The sequence below is a fragment of the Cupriavidus sp. DF5525 genome, from assembly GCF_040149425.2.
Classification (GTDB): Bacteria; Pseudomonadota; Gammaproteobacteria; order Burkholderiales; family Burkholderiaceae; genus Cupriavidus; species Cupriavidus pickettii_A.
The window spans coordinates 867,406-885,376 of sequence record NZ_CP168265.1 but is presented as its reverse complement, the minus strand read 5'-3'; the positions used below and the strand labels follow the sequence as shown (position 1 = coordinate 885,376).

Here is a 17,971-nt window from a genome sequence, read left to right as displayed (position 1 = left end):
GCCGCTGGCATCGGTTTATTCGTAGACGGTGCTGACGCTGTCCGGCGCGAGCGCCAGCCGCAGCGCGGTCAGCGCCTCGTCGGACGGCACCACCTTCCAGTCCGGACCGAGCATGGCCTCGCACGAAGCTGCCGTGGCCTGGTAGTGGATGCGCACCGGCAAACCCTGTACACCGCTGGCGCGGGCCAGGTGCGGCGTCAGCAGTTCGCGGAGCATTCCGGTCGAAGAATTGCCGTTCATCGCCAGCCGCACGGCGCTGGCAAACCGGGTGCGCGCCGCCACCAGGTCCATCACCGACTCCGCCGTAAACCGCACCCCGCCGGTGAATGTATCATGCCGCGCATTCCCCGTGGCGATCAGCAGCTCGTCCTCGCGGAACATATTCCGGTTGGCGTCGAACAGCTCGTTGAACACCGTCATCTCGACCAGCCCGGTGCCGTCGTCCAGCGTCACGATCAGCATCTTGCCGCGCTGGGTCATCTGCGTGCGGATGCCGCTGATCACGCCGGCGATGGTCTTGCCGCGCACGTCGCGGCCGAAGCCGCCGCCGTTGCCCTGCACTTCCTTTTCCAGCGCGGCCAGCGTGCCCTTGTTGAAGCGGCGCACCTCGTCGCGGTAGGCATCGAACAGGTGGCCTGAGAAGTAGTAGCCGAGCGCCTGCTTTTCTTCCTGCAGCGTGCGCTTGGGGCTCCAGCGCGGTTCGTCGAGCAGCTCGGGGCGGTGCGCCTCGCCGCCATCGCCCATCAGGTCGAACAGCGACACCTGGTTGGCGGATTCGGCTTTCTGCTCGGCCGCCTCCATCGCGATCGGCACCGAGGCCAACAGCTGGGCGCGGTTGTCATTCAGGCTGTCGAAGGCGCCGGCACGGATCAGCGCCTCGATGGTGCGGCGGTTGACCTGGCGGCGGTCGACACGCTCGCAGAAGTCGAAGAGATCCGTGAAGGGCCGCTCCTCGCGCGCGCGCAAGATGTCTTCGATGGCGCCCTGGCCGCTGCCCTTGATGCCGCCCAGGCCATAGCGGATGGTCTTGGCATCGGTCGGCGCGAAGCGGTATTCACTGGCGTTGACGTCCGGTGGCAGCACCGCGAGCTTGTTGAGCTTGCAGTCCTCGTAGAGGATCTTGACCTTGTCGGTGTCGTCCATGGCCAGCGACATGTTGGCTGCCATGAATTCGGCCGGATGGTGGGCCTTGAGCCAGGCGGTGTAGTACGCCAGCAGCGCATACGCGGCCGCGTGCGACTTGTTGAAGCCGTAGCCCGCGAACTTCTCCATCAGGTCGAAGATGTCGTCGGCCTGCTGCGAGCTCAGGCCGTTCTTGTCGGCGCCCTCGCGGAACATCACGCGATGCTGGGCCATCTCCTCAGGCTTCTTCTTGCCCATGGCGCGGCGCAGCAGGTCGGCGCCACCGAGCGAGTAGCCGCCGATGATCTGCGCCATCTGCATCACCTGTTCCTGGTAGACCATGATTCCGTAGGTCTCTTTCAGGACGGGTTCGACGCGCGGATCGGGGTACTCCACCTTCTCGCGGCCGTGCTTGCGCGCGCAGAAGCTGGGGATCAGGTCCATCGGGCCCGGGCGGTACAGCGCCACCAGCGCGATGATGTCCTCGAAGCGGTCAGGCTTGGCGTCCTTCAGCATGCCCTGCATGCCGCGGCTTTCCAGCTGGAACACGGCGACGGTGTTGGCCGTCTTCAGGATGTCGAAGGCGGGGCTGTCGTCGAGCGGGATATGGCTGCAGTTCCAGTCGGCCTTGCTCGGGTCGAGGCGGCGGATATAGCGCTCGGCCCAGTCCAGGATGGTCAGCGTGGTCAGGCCCAGGAAGTCGAACTTGACCAGGCCGGCGGCCTCGACGTCGTCCTTGTCGTACTGGCTGACCACGCCGCTCATGCCGTCGTTCTGCGCGCCCTGCGTGTACAGGGGGCAGAAGTCCGTCAGCCTGCCGGGTGCGATCAGCACGCCGCCGGCGTGCATGCCGACGTTGCGGGTCATGCCTTCGACGCGCTGCGCCAGTTCCAGCAGCTGGCGCACTTCTTCTTCGTTGTTCTCGCGCTCGGTGAGCAGCGGCTCTTCCTTCTTGGCCTCCTCGATGGTGACCAGCTTGCCCGGCTTGAACGGGATCAGCTTGGCGATGCCATCGACAAAGCCGTAGCCAAGGTCGAGCACGCGGCCCACGTCGCGCACCGCGGCCTTGGCCGCCATGGTGCCGAAGGTGGCGATCTGCGATACCGCGTCCTTGCCGTACTTCTCCTTCACGTACGTGATCACGCGATCGCGGCCGTGCTGGCAGAAGTCGATGTCGAAGTCGGGCATCGAGACCCGTTCCGGGTTCAGGAAACGCTCGAACAGCAGCGCGTACTTGAGCGGATCAAGATCGGTAATGCCGAGCGCATACGCCACCAGCGAACCGGCACCCGAACCGCGGCCCGGGCCCACCGGCACGCCGTTGTTCTTGGCCCAGTTGATAAAGTCGGCCACGATCAGGAAGTAGCCGGGGAAGCCCATCTTGATGATGGTGCCGGTCTCGAATTCCAGCCGTGCGTAGTATTCGGGCCGCTTGGCCTCGCGCGCCGCCTCGTCGGGGAACAGTACCGCCAGGCGCTTCTCCAGTCCGTCCTTGGCCATGAACACGAGATAGTCGTCCAGCGACATGCTGTCGGGCGTCGGGAACAGCGGCAGGCGCGGCTTGCCCAGCTCCAGCGTCAGGTTGCAGCGGCGCGCGATCTCGACCGCGTTCTCCAGCGCCGAGGGGATGTCCGCGTACAGCGCGCACATCTCGTCCTGGGTCTTGAAGTACTGGTCGGTGGTAAACCGCCGGGTGCGGCGCGGATTGGCCAGCAGCTCGCCCTCGGCGATGCACACGCGCGCCTCGTGCGCGGTGTAGTCGTCCGGCGTCATGAACTGCACCGGATGCGTGGCCACCACCGGCAGCTGCAGCTCGGCCGCCAGCTGCACGGCGTGCTGCACGTAGGCATCGGTGCCCGCGTGGCCGGCACGCTGCAGCTCGATATAGAAGCGCTGCGGGAATACGCTCGCCCAATGCTGCGCGGCTCGGCGTGCGCCGTCGGCATTGCCGTTGGCCAGCGCCATGCCGATATCGCCGCCCATCGCCCCCGACAGCGCAATCAGGCCGGTTGCCAGCGGCAGGTCATCCTCGCCGGGCTCGAGGAACCAGGCCGGGTCGATCTCGGCGCGGCCGCGGTGCTGGTTGCCCAGCCACGCGCGTGACAGCAACATGCACAGGTTCAGGTAGCCGCGGCGGTCCTGCACCAGCAGCAGCAGGCGCGACGGCTTGTCGCGATCCTCGGCGTTGGTGAGCCAGACGTCGGCACCGACCACCGGCTTCACGCCCTTGCCGCGCGCCTCCTTGTAGTAACGGATCAGCCCGAAGGCGTTGGCAAGGTCCGTCAGGGCGAGCGCGCCCATGCCATCGGCGGCGGCGGCCTTGACGGCGTCTTCCAGGCGGACGATGCCGTCCACGATGGAGTATTCGGAATGCAGGCGGAGGTGTACGAAGCGGGGTGCAGACATGGGCGACATTGTACCGGCTCGGCCCGCTTGCCGGCCTCCAATATTCCGTGCAGGCGCCGCGTGGAGGCCGCATCGCAAAGCTGATCGGGGTGCTTGGGAATGCGCGGCAGGAGCGCCCGGGCGCGTTATAATTTCGTCTTTCCAATCAGGCAGTTATCGCAAGCCGTCGGCGCCCTCCCGGACGCGGCCGAGCAGGCACAGTCTCTCATGCAGATCGTCAATATTTCCGCTTACAAATTCGTCTCGCTGGACGACATCGAGACCCTGCGCCCGGCCATGCGCGAGCGCTGCGAAGCGGCCGGCCTGAAAGGCACGATCCTGCTCGCGCCCGAGGGCATCAACATGTTCCTGGCCGGCCCGCGCGAAGCCATCGACGGCTTCATGGCGTGGCTGCATGCCGATGCGCGCTTTGCCGATATCGCGCCCAAGGAGAGCCTGTCGGAGAACCAGCCCTTCAAGCGCACGCTGGTGCGCGCCAAGAAGGAAATCATCACCATGAAGATGCCGCTGATCCGCCCCGAGGCGGGCCGCGCGCCTTCGGTGCGGCCGGTCGACCTGAAGCGCTGGCTGGACCAGGGGCACGACGACGAGGGCCGCCCGGTGGTGATGCTCGATACGCGCAATGATTTCGAGGTCGCGGTCGGCACTTTCGAGGCGGCGGTCGAGTACGACATCGCCAAGTTCAGCGAATTTCCCGAGGCCGTCGCCGCGCACAAGGCGGAGCTGGAGGGCAAGACCGTGGTGTCATTCTGCACCGGCGGCATCCGCTGCGAGAAGGCGGCGATCCATATGCAGGAAGTCGGCGTCGAGCGCGTGTACCAGCTCGAGGGCGGCATCCTGAAGTATTTCGAGGAAGTGGGCGGCAGCCACTATCGCGGCGACTGCTTTGTCTTCGACTATCGCACCGCGCTGAATCCGAACCTGGAGCCGGCCGGCCCCAAGCAGTGCTTTGCCTGCCGCGCGGTGGTCACGCCAGAGGAGCAGCAAAGCCCGCACTACGTGATCGGCAAGAGCTGCCCGCACTGCATCGGCGGCAAGGACCAGGCCGCGGCTTAAGGTCCAGGGCAGACAGGCGGCTCAGGCCGCCAGCAGGTGGTAGAGATTGCGCAGCATGCCCGCGGTGGCGCCCCAGATAAAGCGGTGGCCGCCGTCCTCGCGCGGATAGGGCATGGCGTAGAAGATCCGTTCGCCGTCGACCCAGCGGAACAGGCGCCGCTCATGATGCGAGGGATCCATCAGGAAGGCCAGCGGCACTTCAAAGACATCGGCCACTTCCGACGCGTCCGGGCGCAGCGTAAAGCCGTCGCGCACCAGCCCCACCACCGGGCTTACGTGGAAGCCGGTGCCGGTGATGTAGTCCGGCAGCGCACCCAGCACTTCCACGTAATCGCGCGCCAGTCCCACCTCTTCTTCCGTCTCGCGCAGTGCCGTGTCGATGCGGTTGGCATCCCACTCCTCCTGGCGTCCGCCCGGGAAGCTGATCTGGCCGGCATGCGCGCTCAGGTTGGCATTGCGCTGCGTCAGCAGAACCGTCAGGCCATCGCGCCGCTCCACCAGCGGCACCAGCACGGCGGCGTCGCGCAGCCCCCGGCTGCTGTCGTAGACGCGCGATTCATCGGTCAGCTCCGGCGCCCAGGCCGGCGGCACCTCGAAGCGGTGCCGGATAAAGTCCACCTGCAGCCGCGGCGCGCTCAGGGCGCCGTTGCGCAGGTCGGTGTCGATGACGGGGAGGGATTCGGGATCGAAGGCGGGACGCATAACAAGCGCAAGTATGACAGAAGCGCGCGTTTCGGCGCCGCAGCAAAATCCGCCGCACCCGTGGCCGCGCTGACACAATGCAAAAAGGGCACCGTGAGGTGCCCTTCCTGAGGAAACGCTGGCCGGGCTGCCCCGGCCGGCACGTCCAGCTTACTGCGCAGCCTTGGCAGCGACAGCAGCCTTCGACACCAGCTTTTCCTTGATACGTGCGGACTTGCCCGAACGCTGGCGCAGGTAGTACAGCTTCGCGCGACGCACGTCGCCGCGACGCTTCACTTCGATGCCGGCGATCAGCGGCGAGTACAGCTGGAACGTACGTTCCACGCCTTCACCCGACGAGATCTTGCGCACGATGAAGGACGAATTCAGGCCGCGGTTACGCTTGGCGATCACCACGCCTTCGTAGGCCTGCACGCGCTTGCGGGTACCTTCCACCACGTTCACGTTGACGATCACGGTGTCGCCAGGTGCGAATGCGGGGATGGTCTTGTTCGCGGTCAGACGCGCGATCTCTTCCTTCTCGATCTGCTCGATGATGTTCATCGTTTTTTCTCCATAACCATCGTGCCGGCGTTGTATGCCCCAGGCATTGCCCGGGCCCCGGCAGAGGATGGGGTTTTACCTGGCGGGAGTTTCCCCCCGCCCTTCCTTCGCCGCCCATTCCGACAAGAACTTCTCGTCGGCGCGGGACAGCAAACCTTGTTCGCGAGCAGCCTCGATCAGGTCGGGGCGCTTGCTCGCGGTATTGGCCAGCGCCTGCTGGCGCCGCCATTTCTCGATTTCGGCGTGATGGCCCCCGAGCAGGATCTCGGGCACCCTCACGCCTTCATATTCTTCCGGCCGCGTGTAGTGCGGACAATCCAGCAGGCCGTTGACGAAACTGTCCTGCACTGCGGACTGCGCATCGCCCAGCACGCCGGGCAGATGCCGCACCACGGCATCGATCAGCGCCATCGCCGGCAGTTCGCCGCCCGACAGCACGAAGTCGCCGAGGCTGACTTCCTCGTCCACGCGGCGGTCGATCAGCCGCTGGTCGATGGCCTCATACCTGCCGCACAGCAGGACCAGGCCCGGCCGTTCGGCCAGTTCCATCACCTTGGCATGCGACAGCGTCTTGCCCTGCGGCGACATCAGCACCACATGCGGCTTGGGCACGCCGGCTTGCGCCTGCGCTGCCACCGCGGCATCGATCGCATCGTCCAGCGGCTTGGCCAGCATCACCATGCCAGGGCCACCGCCATAAGGCCGATCGTCGATGGTGCGATAGTTGTCGACGGTGAAATCGCGCGGATTCCACGTGCGCAACGCATACCGCTGCTGCTTGGCTGCCCGGCTGGTAATACCCCAGTCGGTCAGCGCGCGAAACATCTCGGGAAACAGCGTGATCACATCGAACTGCATCCGCTCTCTCCCTTGCTAACCCTGCACCGCGGAGGCACGGGTTCAGTAATCGAGCCCCCAGTCGACCACGATGCGCTTGCCCGCGGCATCGACCGAGCGCAGGAACGCATCGACAAACGGGATCAGCCGCTCACCGGTCTTGCCGTCAGGCTGCACAAAGGCCACCTGCAGGATCTGGTGGGCACCGTTGTCGATCAGGCCGGACACCTCGCCCAGCAACTCGCCTTGCTCGTTGCTGACGGTGCACCCGATCAGGTCGACCCAGTAGAACTCATCCTCTTCCGGCGCCGGAAAATCCGCGCGCCGGATCCACACGCGACGGCCCTTGAGCGCTTCCGCAAGATTGCGGTCGGCAACGCCGGTCGCTTGCGCCACCACCGTGCCGCTGTGCTCGCGCGACTGCGCGATCTTCACGCAGAGCGGCCGGGCATGCGCCGCGTCAGCTGCGACATTGGCACTAACCAGCCCCGCCTGCGGCGGCGCCAGCAGCCACCAGCGGCGGGCATGCAGCAGCGCGGAAGCGTCATCGGCATGCGGCTGGACCTTGATCCAGCCGCGAATGCCGTAGGCCGCGCCGACGTAGCCGACCTCTACCAGGTCTTCAGGCAGGGGCTCGGCATACAGCAGCGCCGCCGGCAGTTTGTGAGCCTTTTGCGGCTCGCCCTGGGGCTGAACCAACGGTCGGTTCAGCGGCTTGGCGGCGCCTTGTTTGCGTTCAGTCACGTGTGCAACGAGAACGCGCCTGGCCTCACCAACGGGAGAGGCCAGCCGCGTTACAAGCAGCTATCGGGCGATCAGGCAGCAGCCTTGGCGCCTTGCTTGACCAGGCGGGCAACGGTCGGCGACAGCTGGGCGCCAACACCTTGCCAGTAGGCCAGGCGATCTTGCACCAGGCGCAGACCTTCTTCACCTTCCGAAGCCAGCGGGTTGTAGAAACCAACGCGCTCAATGAAACGACCATCGCGACGGTTGCGCGAGTCGGTGGCGACGATGTTGAAGAACGGGCGCTTCTTGCTGCCGCCGCGAGCCAGACGGATAACGACCATGGAATGATTCCTCAGAAAACGGGGTGTTCGAGGGCGTTCGAACACGAAACGCAAGAGTATAGCCCAATTCCCGAGGCCAAACAAACACTTAGGTGATTGACGCGCGCAGGCGGTGCGGGCATCGTGGCAAAAACCGCGACAGGAGGCCCACATGCGCCCGGCTCTGCACTTCATGGTTCGCGCCGTACTGCGTACGGTACTGCCCGGCATTGTACTGCTCGCCGCCACGGCCCCCGCCCGGGCCGCCTTGCCGCTGGACCAGGTCCGGCTGCCGCCCGGGTTCCGCATCGAGGTAGTGACAGAGGACGTGCCCGGCGCGCGCGCCATGGCCTTGTCGCCGTCCGGCACGCTCTTCGTCGGCTCGCGCGGCGAAGGCAAGGTCTATGCGGTGACCGATGCGCTGGGCACCAGGCCTCGGGTGCGCGTAGTCGCCACGGGCCTGCGCATGCCGGCCGGCGTGGCGCTGCGCGACGGCAACCTGTACGCGTCCTCGGTCTCGAAGATCGTGCGGCTGGACAATATCGAGTCCCGCCTCGACAATCCGCCCGCGCCGGTGGTGGTGAGCGATCGCTTCCCGACCGAATCGCACCACGGCTGGAAATTCATCGCCTTCGGGCCGGACGGCTACCTGTACGTGCCGGTCGGCGCGCCGTGCAATGTCTGCGCGCCGGACGAGAACCGCTACGCCAACATCATGAAGATGAAGCCCGACGGCAGCGACCTGCAGGTGGTGGCGCGCGGCGTACGCAATACCGTCGGCTTCGACTGGCACCCGGCCACCCGCGAGCTGTGGTTCACCGACAACGGCCGCGACCGCATGGGCGACGACGTGCCGGACGACGAACTGAACCGCGCCACCGCCGCCGGCCAGCATTTCGGCTACCCGTACTGCCATGCCGGCAACGTTGCCGATCCGGAATATGGCAGCAAGCGCCCGTGCTCGGAATTCGTGCCGCCGGTGGCCCGCCTGGGCGCGCATGTGGCCGCGCTGGGCATGCGCTTCTACACAGGCACGCAGTTCCCGCCGGCCTACCGCAACAGCGTCTTTATCGCCGAGCACGGCAGTTGGGACCGCAGCAAGCCGTCCGGCTACCGCGTGGTCACTGTGGCGCTGGATGGGTCCGGCAAGGCGGTGCGGCAGGAGGTGTTCGCACAGGGCTGGCTGCGTGGCGGCAAGCCGTGGGGAAGGCCCGCCGATGTCCTGGTTGCGCCCGACGGTTCGCTGCTCGTCAGCGACGACCTGGCCGGTGCGATCTACCGGATTCGCTATACGCCGTGAAGCGTCCTGAGTTCCCCGGAAACCCGCGCGGCGCGGGGCCTGAAGGGGGCCAGCGGGGCCGAAACAATCCGTTACACCGGTAACGGGATTGGCATAGGCGGCCTGATGGCCCATGCGTACCATGAACCCATCTTCCAACAGCATCACAGCGCGACAGGAACCTGGGAATTCGCATGCTCACCCGCTCTCTCCTGCGCGACCTGGTGGCTGGCATCCTGGTGGCCTCGGGCCTGGTCGGCGCGGTAGCCGCCAGTCATGCCCAGGTCGCGTTCTGGCAAAAAATCCGCCCCGAAGCGCGCCCCGCGCGCCTGCAATCAAGCGACGGCTGGCAAGTGGCCAGCGTGCGCGCCGAAAGCCGTGACCACGTGCAGGCCCAAATCGACCGGATGGAGGCCCGCGCTCGTGCTGACGACCGCCTGAATGGACGCCGCGCGGCGCTGTCCGGCGCGCGCGACGACAACCGCGGCCGACCGCCGGAGCGCGCCACTCCTCCCAACGAAGCCCGCAACGACGTCCGCACGAACAACGTCGGCCCCGGCTGGCAGGCGCGTGGCCGCGAAGGTGGCCGCTAGCTGAGCGCGGTGGCCGCCCCCGCGCGACTTTCCCGATTCCGCGGAACTCCGCCCTCGCTTTCCGTGTCTCTATATAAGTGTGTGCCCCGCTTTCCGGGTGCGACGCACAGGCTGCCGCCCGGCGCTGCCCGGGGCTAACAGCGTGCCGTCCAGTGCAGACGGCAATCGAACTGACCTGCCTCTGCCCGACACCTCCTGTCGGACCCGATCAAGACGGCTCGGGCGCAGCCTCCAGAACGACAATAATTCTGTGAGGTTTGTCATGTCACCCCTCTTTAGCGACCTGGCCGAACACGCAGGCCAGTTATCGCTATCAATCCTGTTCATGGGCATCCTGACCCTGGTCCTCTACGGCGAGACGCATATCAGCGAGCATGCGGCCCCTTTCATCAAGATCCTGCTTGACGGCTGGCATTAGCGCCGCCTTGCGCGTCTTCTGACGCACCTCCCTTCCTTACGCTGACTGCCGGCGTACAATGTGTGCCGGCCGGTACCCGTGTGCCGCCGTTCTTGTGCCGGTGCACTGCCGGCCTGCAACCGCCCGATATCCGACCATGCCAGTAGCCACGCCCGCCCGCCATGCCTCTACGCTCGCGTCGCCGCCCACCCGCGGCAAATCGAAGCTGCTGACCGTGGCGCTGGCGTTCCTGTTCGGCAGCCTCGGTGCGCATCGCTTCTACCTGGGCGGGCTGCGCGACCTGTACGGCTGGGCCCATCTGCTGGCGCTGCTGGCGGGCGTCATCGGCGTTGCCTCGATGGCGGCCGATGCGGGATCCCCTGCGCTGAACTGGACCTTCGCCGTCGCCGGCGGCGTGTCCGTGATCAGCGCCTTCCTGGCAGCCATCGTCTATGGGCTGCGCCCCGACGACAAATGGGACGCGCGCTTCAACCCGCACGGTAAACCCACGCGCTCCGGCTGGCCGGTGGTGATCCTGGTGATCCTGTCGCTGCTGATCGGTACCGGCCTGCTGATGGCCGGGCTGGCGATCAGCTTCCAGACCTTCTTCGAATCGCAGGTCGAGGCCGCTCGAGCCCTTTCGCAATAACAACGGCGGCGGCAAAGCGCGCTCGATGCACTTCGACCTGCTCGACGTCGCCGTCTTCGCCCGCGCCGCGGCACTGGGCAACCTGTCGGCGGCGGCGCGCGATCTCGGCCTGTCCACCTCGACCGCCAGTGCCAGGCTGGCCCGGCTCGAACAGTCCCTCGGCTGCCGGCTGCTGCATCGCACCACGCGCCGGCTGGCGCTGACCGCGGATGGCGACCGTTTCCTTCTGCATGCAGAACAACTACTGGCTACGGCGGAACTGGCCGGCCAATCGGTCGGCACCAGTGCCGAGCACCCGCGCGGGCAACTGCGCGTGACTGCGCCTGCCTCGTTCGGGCGCCAGCATGTATCGCCCGCCCTGCCCGACTTCCTGGCCGCCTACCCCGACATCTCGCTCGACCTGCGCCTGACCGATCAGGTGATCGGGCTGGTCGATGCCAGCATCGACGTCGCGCTGCGCATGGGCGTGCTACCGGACTCCACGCTGGTGGCACGTCCGCTCGCGCCCAGCCGGCGCGTGATCTGCGCCGCGCCCGGCTATCTGCAACGCCACGGCGTGCCGCGCCATCCCGACGACCTGCGCCAGCACAACTGCCTGGTGCTGGCCGACCAGTCGGCGTGGCGCTTCGATACGCCGCTGGGCGAGACCGTGGTCAACGTGCACGGCAACCTGCGCGTGGACAACGGCGAAGTGATTCGCGATGCGCTGGTGGCCGGTGTCGGCATCGCGCTCAAGTCGACCTGGGACGTGGGGCCGCTGTTGCGCAGCGGCGAACTGGTGACGGTGCTGGACGAATACCCGGTGCTGCCGGCCGTGTCGATCTGGGCTGTGTTTCCGAGCCGCCACCTAGTGCCGGCCAAGACGCGCGCCTTTGTCGATTTCTTTGCGGCGCGCTTCGGCAATCCGCCGTACTGGGACCGATTGGATACGACCTGACACCTTGTGCAAAGCACATTTGCGCGCGATCAAGGCGGGCGCAATCGATAGCTCCGCTTTGGCGCAAATCGCCCATACTGGAAAGACCGCCCACTCCCGGCGGCACTACGCCCGGCGAAGCATGGCTTCGGCGGCGCAAAGGAGCACAGACCGACATGCCAACCTATGAGGAAGGACGCCTGGCGGCGATCGCCGTCCGGCTGGCGCTGTCCTCAGGACTGTCGCCATCGAGCGCCAAGGCCGCTCTGGATCTCGCTAGCAGCATGATCAGCGACCAGCAGGCCACCGAAGCGGCTCTGAGGGCTCAGAAAAGCGAACCTTGCGGATCGTCCTTGCCGCGGGGACCCCTGGCTGGGGGGCGAAAACGAGAAGTATCCAGTTCGAACCGGTTGTAGCGGAAGCCGAGCCGTTCGGCGGCCTTGTAGACGCGCTGTCGCAGCAAGTCCGCCCACACGCCCGTCCCCCGCATGCGCGTGGCAAAGCTGGCATCGTAGGCTTTGCCCTCGCGCATTTCGCGCACGCGATTCATGACCCGCTCGGCGCGGTCGGGGAAATGGGCCTGCAGCCATTCTTCAAACAGCGGCCGCACTTCCCACGGTAGCCGCAGCACGATGTAGTTCGCATAGACGGCGCCCGCCTCGCGCGCCGCTTCCAGTACACGCTCCAGGTCAGGCTCGGTGATGAAAGGAATCACCGGGGCGATGCTCACGCCCACCGGGATGCCCGCGTCGGTCAGCGTGCGGATTGTGCGCAGCCGGCGCGACGGCGTTGCCGCGCGCGGCTCCAGCGTGCGCGCGATGCCGGCGTCGAGCGTGGTAATGGTGACCGCCGCCACTGCCAGTTTCTTTGCCGCCATCGGCGCCAGCAGGTCGATATCACGCTCGATCAGTGACGACTTGGTGATCAGCGCGACCGGATGGTCGTGCTCGCTCAGGACTTCCAGGATGCCGCGCGTGATGCGCTGCTCGCGCTCGATCGGCTGGTAGGCGTCGGTGTTGACGCCCAGCGCGATGGTCTCGCAGCGGTATGAGGGGCGCGCCAGCGCCTCGCGCAAGCGCTCGGCTGCGTTGGCCTTGGCAAATAGCTTGGTTTCGAAATCAAGTCCCGGCGACAGGTCGAGGTAGGCGTGCGTCGGCCGCGCGAAGCAGTAGATGCAGCCATGTTCGCAGCCGCGATAGGGATTGAGCGAGACATCGAACGGGATGTCGGGCGAGGCGTTGCGCGTCAGGATCGAGCGGGCGCGTTCGATGCGTACCGTGGTGCGCAGTGGCGGCAGTGGCGCCTCCGGTGCAGGCAAGGTAGCGTCGGGTTGCGCTGGTCCATTCGTCTCATCCGCCACCACGGGTTCGTCAGCAGGCCCACTGTCCCAGCCATCGTCGAACGCCTCTCGCTGGTCGCGCTCGAAACGCCCCTGCAGGTTGCTGACAGCGCCGCGCCCCTTGCGGGCAACAACGGGCGGCCGCGTGCCTGCCTGTGGCCATTCCGGTTCGGCCTCGGCATCGTGCCACGCATTGCGGCGGTCATGATCCTTCGGTTCGTGTGCGGGGCGCCCCATCGTGTACTTCGTCAACCCGGCTGGCTCTTCTCTTCGACCGAGATGGCCAGCGTCTCCTTGATTTCTTCCATCACTACATAGCTCTTCGACTGCGCTGCGCCGGGCAGCTGCAGCAGGATGTCGCCCAGCAGCCTCCGGTATTCGCCGATCTCGCGGATGCGCGCCTTGATCAGGTAGTCGAAATCGCCCGACACCAGGTGACATTCCAGCACTTCCGGGATGCGCAGCACCTCGCGCCGGAACTGCTCGAACATATTGCCCGACTTGTTGCCAAGCGAGATCTCCACAAACACCAGCAGCGCGCTGCCTAGCAGCGCCGGGTTCAGCCGGGCGTAGTAGCCCATGATGACACCATCGCGCTCCAGGCGCTTGACGCGCTCGATACAGGGCGTGATGGTCAGGCCGACCGCCTCGGCCAGTTCCTTCATCGACATCCTGCCGTCACTCTGCAGCGCAGTCAGGATCCTGCGGTCGAGCCGATCGAGGGAACGCACGGGCTGGCGACTCGTTCTCATGAGTTTTTCCTGTTTTCCTGAAAAATTCGATAACTATGACTGGATTGTATTCAATAGTATAGAGATAAATACTTCATCAACTTGTCATCGCAGTTGGAGCCCCCGGACATGCGCGTTCTCGTACTTGGCAGCGGAGTTATTGGCGTCACCAGTGCGTGGTACCTGGCCAAGGCCGGTCACGAAGTGACCGTTGTCGATCGCGAGGCGGGCCCCGCGCTCGGCACCAGTTTTGCCAACGCGGGGCAGATCTCGCCCGGCTATGCGTCGCCGTGGGCAGCGCCGGGCGTGCCGCTGAAGGCGATCAAGTGGATGTTCCAGGAACATGCCCCGCTCAGCATCCGTCCCGACGGCACGCTGTTTCAGCTGCAGTGGATGTGGCAGATGCTGCTGAACTGCAGCGCCGAGCGCTACGCCGTCAACAAGGAGCGCATGGTGCGGCTGGCCGAATACAGTCGCGATTGCATCCGCGCGCTGCGCGCCGAGACGGGCATCGCTTACGAAGGCCGCCAGCAAGGCACGCTGCAGGTGTTCCGCACCGACGAGCAGCTGCAGGGCGCGGCCAAGGACATCGCCGTGCTGGAAGAAGCGGGCGTGCCCTACCAGTTGCTTTCGCGCGACGAACTCGCGGCGAGCGAACCGGCGCTGGCCGCCGTCCGCCACAAGCTGGCCGGCGGCCTGCGCCTTCCCAACGATGAAACCGGCGACTGCGCGCTTTTTACCCATCGGCTGGCAGGCATGGCCGAGATGCTGGGCGTGAAATTCCTGTACAACCGCTCGATCGACAGCCTGATGACCCAGGGCGATGCCGTCACCGGCGCCGTGGTCGATGGCGAGCCGATGGACGCCGACCTGGTAGTGGTGGCGCTGGGCAGCTGGACCACGCAACTGGTGAAGCCGTTCTTGCACGGCATGTCCAACCTGCCGGTGTACCCGCTCAAGGGCTTCTCGATCACGGTTCCGCTGAGCGACCCGTCGCGCAGCCCCGTGTCCACGGTGCTGGACGAAACCTACAAGGTTGCCATCACCCGCTTCGACGACCGCATCCGCGTGGGCGGCATGGCGCAGATCGTCGGCTACGACCGCAGCCTGGACCCGGCCAAGCGCCGCACGCTCGAGCACGTGGTCACCGACCTGTTCCCGGGCGCCGGCGATGTCAGCCAGGCCACCTTCTGGACCGGCCTGCGGCCGATGACGCCGGACGGTACGCCGATCGTCGGTCCGACCCAGGTGCGCGGCCTGTGGCTGAACACTGGCCACGGCACACTCGGCTGGACCATGGCCTGCGGCTCGGGCAAGCTGCTGTCGGACCTGGTGTCGGGTACGTCGCCGGCAATCCGGGCCGATGACCTGTCAGTGGGCCGCTACCTGAAGCCGGCCCGCCATCGCCTGGCACCGCGGCCGGCCACGGCCTGAAGCAGGCGCAGCCTCGATAAGCAAAAAGGGCGACCCCGCGGGGTCGCCCTTCTTCGTCCCTAGCTACCGACAGGCCGCTCAGAACTGCTCGGCCGTCATCGTATTCACCGGTGCCGCACCGCTGACGATGGCATCGCGCAATGCCGATGCCTGCGACAGGATGTGCTCCGCGAAGAAATGCGCGGTGGCGATCTTGGCGTCATAAAAGCCCGGATCCTCGGCACGCTTCGCGTCGGCGGCCAGCATGGCACGGCCAAACTGCCAGCCAGAGAACACGATGCCACACAGCTTCAGGTAAGGCACGCTGCCCGCAAAGACGGCGTTCGGGTCCGACTTGGCATTGGCCACGACAAACGCCACCACGTCTTCCAGCGCCGCGCGGCCCTTGGCCAGCTGCGCCTGCACCGCGGTGAACCCGGCGCAGCTGTGCTTGCCCAGCGCCGCCTCGGTCTCGGCGATCTGCGCGCAGATCGCGCGCGCCACCGCGCCGCCGTCGCGCACGGTCTTGCGGCCGACCAGGTCGTTGGCCTGGATCGCGGTGGTGCCTTCGTAGATCGGCAGGATGCGGGCGTCGCGGTAGTGCTGCGCCGCGCCGGTTTCCTCGATAAAGCCCATGCCGCCGTGCACCTGCACGCCCAGGCTGGTGACATCGATCGACAGCTCGGTGCTCCAGCCCTTCACCACCGGCACCAGGAACTCGTAGAAGTCCTGGTTCTGCTGGCGCACGGCCTCGTCCGGATGCTGGTGCGCCGCGTCGCTCGCGGCCGCGGCCACGTAGGCGACCGCGCGTGCGCCTTCGGTCAGCGCGCGCATCGTCATCAGCATGCGCTTGACGTCGGGGTGGTGGATGATGGTCACCGCCTCGCGCGCCGAACCGTCGACCGGGCGGCTCTGCACGCGTTCGCGCGCGTACGCCACGGCCTGCTGGTAGGCGCGCTCGGACACCGCCACACCCTGCATGCCGACCGAGAAGCGCGCCGAGTTCATCATGATGAACATGTACTCGAGGCCGCGGTTTTCTTCGCCCACCAGCGTGCCGATGGCGCCGCCGTGGTCGCCGAACTGCAGCACCGCCGTAGGACTGGCCTTGATGCCCAGCTTGTGCTCGATCGACACGCAGTGCACGTCGTTGCGCTCGCCCGGGCTGCCGTCGGCATTGACCAGGAACTTCGGCACGATGAACAGCGAGATGCCCTTGACGCCCTCGGGCGCGGTGGGCGTGCGCGCCAGCACGAGATGGACGATGTTCTTCGCCATGTCGTGCTCGCCGTAGGTAATGAAGATCTTGGTGCCGAACAGCTTGAAGGTCCCGTCGCCCTGCGGCTCGGCGCGGGTGCGGACCGCGGCCAGGTCAGAGCCGGCCTGCGGCTCAGTCAGGTTCATGGTGCCGGTCCACTCGCCCGAGATCAGCTTGGGCAGGAAGGTGGCCTTCTGCTTATCCGTGCCTGCCGTCAGCAGCGCCTCGATGGCACCGTCGGTCAGCAGCGGGCACAGCGCGAACGACAGGTTCGCGGTGTTCAGCATCTCGTTGCAGGCAGTGGCGATCAGCTTGGGCAGGCCCTGCCCGCCGAACTCCTGCGGATGCAGCACGCCCTGCCAGCCGCCCTCGCCGAACTGGCGGAACGCATCCTTGAAGCCTGGCGTGGTGGTGACGACGCCGTCCTTCCAGCTGCTCGGGTCCAGGTCGCCGGCACGGTTGAGCGGTGCGACGACCTGCTCGTTGAACTTGGCGGCTTCCTCGAGCACGGCCTCGGCCGTTTCCGGCGTGGCTTCCTCGAAGCCGGGCAGCTGGCTGACGGCTTCAAGGCCAGCCAGCTCGTTCATGACGAACAGCATGTCCTTGAGCGGAGCACGGTAGGTCATCGATGTCTCCCAATGTGTATAAAAAAGCCGTTCACGGGTTGCCCCGGAACGGCTCTATGTGCATCCTTGCCGGCCGCCGCGCGAGGCGGTGGCCGGCGCAGCAGCATCAGCCCAGTGCGGCAACCAGCTCCGGCACCACGGTGTTCAGATCGCCCACCAGGCCGTAGTCGGCCACGGAGAAGATCGGGGCTTCGGCGTCCTTGTTGATCGCGACGATCACCTTGGAGTCCTTCATGCCGGCCAGGTGCTGGATCGCGCCGGAGATACCGACGGCGATATACAGCTGCGGCGCGACGATCTTGCCGGTCTGGCCGACCTGGTAGTCGTTCGGCACGAAGCCGGCGTCCACGGCGGCGCGCGAGGCACCCAGTGCGGCGCCCAGCTTGTCGGCCAGCGGCGTCAGCACCTTGGTGTAGTTCTCGCCCGAACCCACGCCACGGCCACCCGAGACGATGATCTTGGCGGCGGTCAGTTCCGGACGGTCGCTCTTGGCCACTTCGCGCGAGACGAACTGCGAGATGCCCTGGTCGGCCACGGCCGGCAGGGTCTCGACGGCGGCCGAGCCACCTTCGGCGGCGGCGGCGTCGAAGGCCGTGCCGCGCACGGTGATGACCTTGACCTTGTCGGACGACTTGACGATGGCGATGGCGTTGCCGGCGTAGATCGGACGCTCGAAGGTGTCCGGGGCGTCGACCCTGGAGATTTCCGAGATCTGGGCCACGTCCAGCTTGGCGGCCACGCGCGGCAGGATGTTCTTGCCGTACGGGGTGGCCGGGGCCAGGATGTGCGAGTAGTCGTTGGCGATGGCCAGCGCCTGCTCGGCCACGTTCTCGGCCAGGCCGTCACCGAAGTACGGGGCGTCGGCCAGCAGCACCTTGGTCACGCCGGCGATCTTGGCGGCGGCGTCGGCCGCGGCCTTGGCGTTGGAACCGGCCACCAGCACGTGCACGTCGCCGCCGCATTGGGCTGCGGCGGTCACGGTGTTCAGCGTGGCGCCCTTGATGGATTGATTGTCGTGTTCAGCAATGACGAGTGCAGTCATGTTATTTCTCCCCCGC

The 17,971-nt window shown here is 66.6% G+C and carries 17 protein-coding genes; 7 read left to right on the top strand and 10 right to left on the bottom strand.

Features of this window, described 5'->3' with window-relative positions; genetic code table 11:
* Positions 1–15 precede the first annotated feature (15 nt).
* A complete protein-coding gene (gene dnaE / locus ABNX08_RS04220; RefSeq protein WP_349609591.1) occupies positions 16–3,528 on the bottom strand; it encodes a DNA polymerase III subunit alpha in 3,513 nt (1,170 codons plus the stop codon).
* A gap of 207 nt (positions 3,529–3,735) precedes the next feature.
* On the opposite strand from dnaE, the gene ABNX08_RS04215 reads away from it, so the two are divergent.
* Positions 3,736–4,584, top strand: a complete 849-nt coding sequence (locus ABNX08_RS04215) for a sulfurtransferase (RefSeq protein WP_022533920.1) — start codon at positions 3,736–3,738, stop codon at positions 4,582–4,584.
* Between the two features lie 21 nt (positions 4,585–4,605).
* Here ABNX08_RS04215 and ABNX08_RS04210 read toward each other — a convergent pair whose 3' ends face one another.
* The 5 genes from ABNX08_RS04210 to rpsP all read right to left on the bottom strand — a co-directional run bounded on the left by ABNX08_RS04210 (position 4,606) and on the right by rpsP (position 7,733).
* Entirely contained in the window at positions 4,606–5,286 is a 681-nt protein-coding gene (locus tag ABNX08_RS04210) for a CoA pyrophosphatase (protein WP_022533919.1), read from the bottom strand.
* A gap of 150 nt (positions 5,287–5,436) precedes the next feature.
* A complete protein-coding gene (gene rplS, locus ABNX08_RS04205) occupies positions 5,437–5,829 on the bottom strand; it encodes a 50S ribosomal protein L19 (RefSeq protein WP_013955882.1) in 393 nt (130 codons plus the stop codon).
* 75 nt (positions 5,830–5,904) lie between these two features.
* Positions 5,905–6,687, bottom strand: a complete 783-nt coding sequence (trmD, locus tag ABNX08_RS04200) for a tRNA (guanosine(37)-N1)-methyltransferase TrmD (protein ID WP_022533918.1) — start codon at positions 6,685–6,687, stop codon at positions 5,905–5,907.
* Between the two features lie 42 nt (positions 6,688–6,729).
* Positions 6,730–7,410: a ribosome maturation factor RimM gene (rimM, locus tag ABNX08_RS04195; RefSeq protein WP_022533917.1), complete on the bottom strand. Its 681-nt coding sequence runs from the start codon at positions 7,408–7,410 to the stop codon at positions 6,730–6,732.
* A gap of 71 nt (positions 7,411–7,481) precedes the next feature.
* A complete protein-coding gene (gene rpsP, locus ABNX08_RS04190; protein WP_022533916.1) occupies positions 7,482–7,733 on the bottom strand; it encodes a 30S ribosomal protein S16 in 252 nt (83 codons plus the stop codon).
* A gap of 151 nt (positions 7,734–7,884) precedes the next feature.
* Between rpsP and ABNX08_RS04185 the strand changes: the two genes are divergently transcribed.
* From ABNX08_RS04185 to ABNX08_RS04165, 5 genes are all read left to right on the top strand, one after another.
* Positions 7,885–9,012 (top strand): sorbosone dehydrogenase family protein, encoded by a 1,128-nt coding sequence (locus ABNX08_RS04185; RefSeq protein WP_022533915.1) that lies wholly within the window; start codon positions 7,885–7,887, stop codon positions 9,010–9,012.
* Positions 9,013–9,185: 173 nt separating this feature from the next.
* Positions 9,186–9,584, top strand: coding sequence for a hypothetical protein (locus ABNX08_RS04180; RefSeq protein WP_022533914.1), 399 nt, complete (start codon positions 9,186–9,188; stop codon positions 9,582–9,584).
* 262 nt (positions 9,585–9,846) lie between these two features.
* A complete protein-coding gene (locus ABNX08_RS04175; RefSeq protein ID WP_022533913.1) occupies positions 9,847–10,002 on the top strand; it encodes a hypothetical protein in 156 nt (51 codons plus the stop codon).
* Positions 10,003–10,138: 136 nt separating this feature from the next.
* Positions 10,139–10,630: an NINE protein gene (locus ABNX08_RS04170; protein ID WP_022533912.1), complete on the top strand. Its 492-nt coding sequence runs from the start codon at positions 10,139–10,141 to the stop codon at positions 10,628–10,630.
* A gap of 25 nt (positions 10,631–10,655) precedes the next feature.
* A complete protein-coding gene (locus ABNX08_RS04165; protein ID WP_022533911.1) occupies positions 10,656–11,567 on the top strand; it encodes a LysR family transcriptional regulator in 912 nt (303 codons plus the stop codon).
* Positions 11,568–11,871: 304 nt separating this feature from the next.
* On the opposite strand, the gene ABNX08_RS04160 is transcribed toward ABNX08_RS04165, so the two are convergent.
* A complete protein-coding gene (locus ABNX08_RS04160) occupies positions 11,872–13,122 on the bottom strand; it encodes a PA0069 family radical SAM protein (RefSeq protein WP_022533910.1) in 1,251 nt (416 codons plus the stop codon).
* Between the two features lie 11 nt (positions 13,123–13,133).
* Complete coding sequence (locus tag ABNX08_RS04155; RefSeq protein ID WP_349609596.1) at positions 13,134–13,637, bottom strand: Lrp/AsnC ligand binding domain-containing protein; 504 nt, start codon at positions 13,635–13,637, stop codon at positions 13,134–13,136.
* A gap of 108 nt (positions 13,638–13,745) precedes the next feature.
* Between ABNX08_RS04155 and ABNX08_RS04150 the strand changes: the two genes are divergently transcribed.
* Positions 13,746–15,050 (top strand): D-amino acid dehydrogenase, encoded by a 1,305-nt coding sequence (locus tag ABNX08_RS04150; RefSeq protein ID WP_022533908.1) that lies wholly within the window; start codon positions 13,746–13,748, stop codon positions 15,048–15,050.
* A 78-nt stretch (positions 15,051–15,128) separates the two neighbouring features.
* On the opposite strand, the gene ABNX08_RS04145 is transcribed toward ABNX08_RS04150, so the two are convergent.
* A complete protein-coding gene (locus ABNX08_RS04145; RefSeq protein ID WP_022533907.1) occupies positions 15,129–16,913 on the bottom strand; it encodes an acyl-CoA dehydrogenase in 1,785 nt (594 codons plus the stop codon).
* A 106-nt stretch (positions 16,914–17,019) separates the two neighbouring features.
* A complete protein-coding gene (locus ABNX08_RS04140; RefSeq protein WP_022533906.1) occupies positions 17,020–17,955 on the bottom strand; it encodes an electron transfer flavoprotein subunit alpha/FixB family protein in 936 nt (311 codons plus the stop codon).
* Between the last annotated feature and the right edge of the window lie 16 nt (positions 17,956–17,971).

Excerpts from the sequence above, each read along its gene's own strand:
- ABNX08_RS04175 (WP_022533913.1), top strand. The coding sequence starts at position 9,847 with ATGTCACCCCTCTTTAGCGACCTGGCCGAACACGCAGGCCAGTTATCG.
- ABNX08_RS04215 (WP_022533920.1), top strand. The coding sequence starts at position 3,736 with ATGCAGATCGTCAATATTTCCGCTTACAAATTCGTCTCGCTGGACGAC.
- ABNX08_RS04210 (WP_022533919.1), bottom strand. The coding sequence starts at position 5,286 with ATGCGTCCCGCCTTCGATCCCGAATCCCTCCCCGTCATCGACACCGAC.
- dnaE (WP_349609591.1), bottom strand. The coding sequence starts at position 3,528 with ATGTCTGCACCCCGCTTCGTACACCTCCGCCTGCATTCCGAATACTCC.
- ABNX08_RS04150 (WP_022533908.1), top strand. The coding sequence starts at position 13,746 with ATGCGCGTTCTCGTACTTGGCAGCGGAGTTATTGGCGTCACCAGTGCG.
- ABNX08_RS04180 (WP_022533914.1), top strand. The coding sequence starts at position 9,186 with ATGCTCACCCGCTCTCTCCTGCGCGACCTGGTGGCTGGCATCCTGGTG.
- rpsP (WP_022533916.1), bottom strand. The coding sequence starts at position 7,733 with ATGGTCGTTATCCGTCTGGCTCGCGGCGGCAGCAAGAAGCGCCCGTTC.
- ABNX08_RS04145 (WP_022533907.1), bottom strand. The coding sequence starts at position 16,913 with ATGACCTACCGTGCTCCGCTCAAGGACATGCTGTTCGTCATGAACGAG.
- ABNX08_RS04185 (WP_022533915.1), top strand. The coding sequence starts at position 7,885 with ATGCGCCCGGCTCTGCACTTCATGGTTCGCGCCGTACTGCGTACGGTA.
- rplS (WP_013955882.1), bottom strand. The coding sequence starts at position 5,829 with ATGAACATCATCGAGCAGATCGAGAAGGAAGAGATCGCGCGTCTGACC.
- ABNX08_RS04165 (WP_022533911.1), top strand. The coding sequence starts at position 10,656 with ATGCACTTCGACCTGCTCGACGTCGCCGTCTTCGCCCGCGCCGCGGCA.
- trmD (WP_022533918.1), bottom strand. The coding sequence starts at position 6,687 with ATGCAGTTCGATGTGATCACGCTGTTTCCCGAGATGTTTCGCGCGCTG.
- ABNX08_RS04160 (WP_022533910.1), bottom strand. The coding sequence starts at position 13,122 with ATGGGGCGCCCCGCACACGAACCGAAGGATCATGACCGCCGCAATGCG.
- ABNX08_RS04155 (WP_349609596.1), bottom strand. The coding sequence starts at position 13,637 with ATGAGAACGAGTCGCCAGCCCGTGCGTTCCCTCGATCGGCTCGACCGC.
- ABNX08_RS04170 (WP_022533912.1), top strand. The coding sequence starts at position 10,139 with ATGCCAGTAGCCACGCCCGCCCGCCATGCCTCTACGCTCGCGTCGCCG.
- ABNX08_RS04140 (WP_022533906.1), bottom strand. The coding sequence starts at position 17,955 with ATGACTGCACTCGTCATTGCTGAACACGACAATCAATCCATCAAGGGC.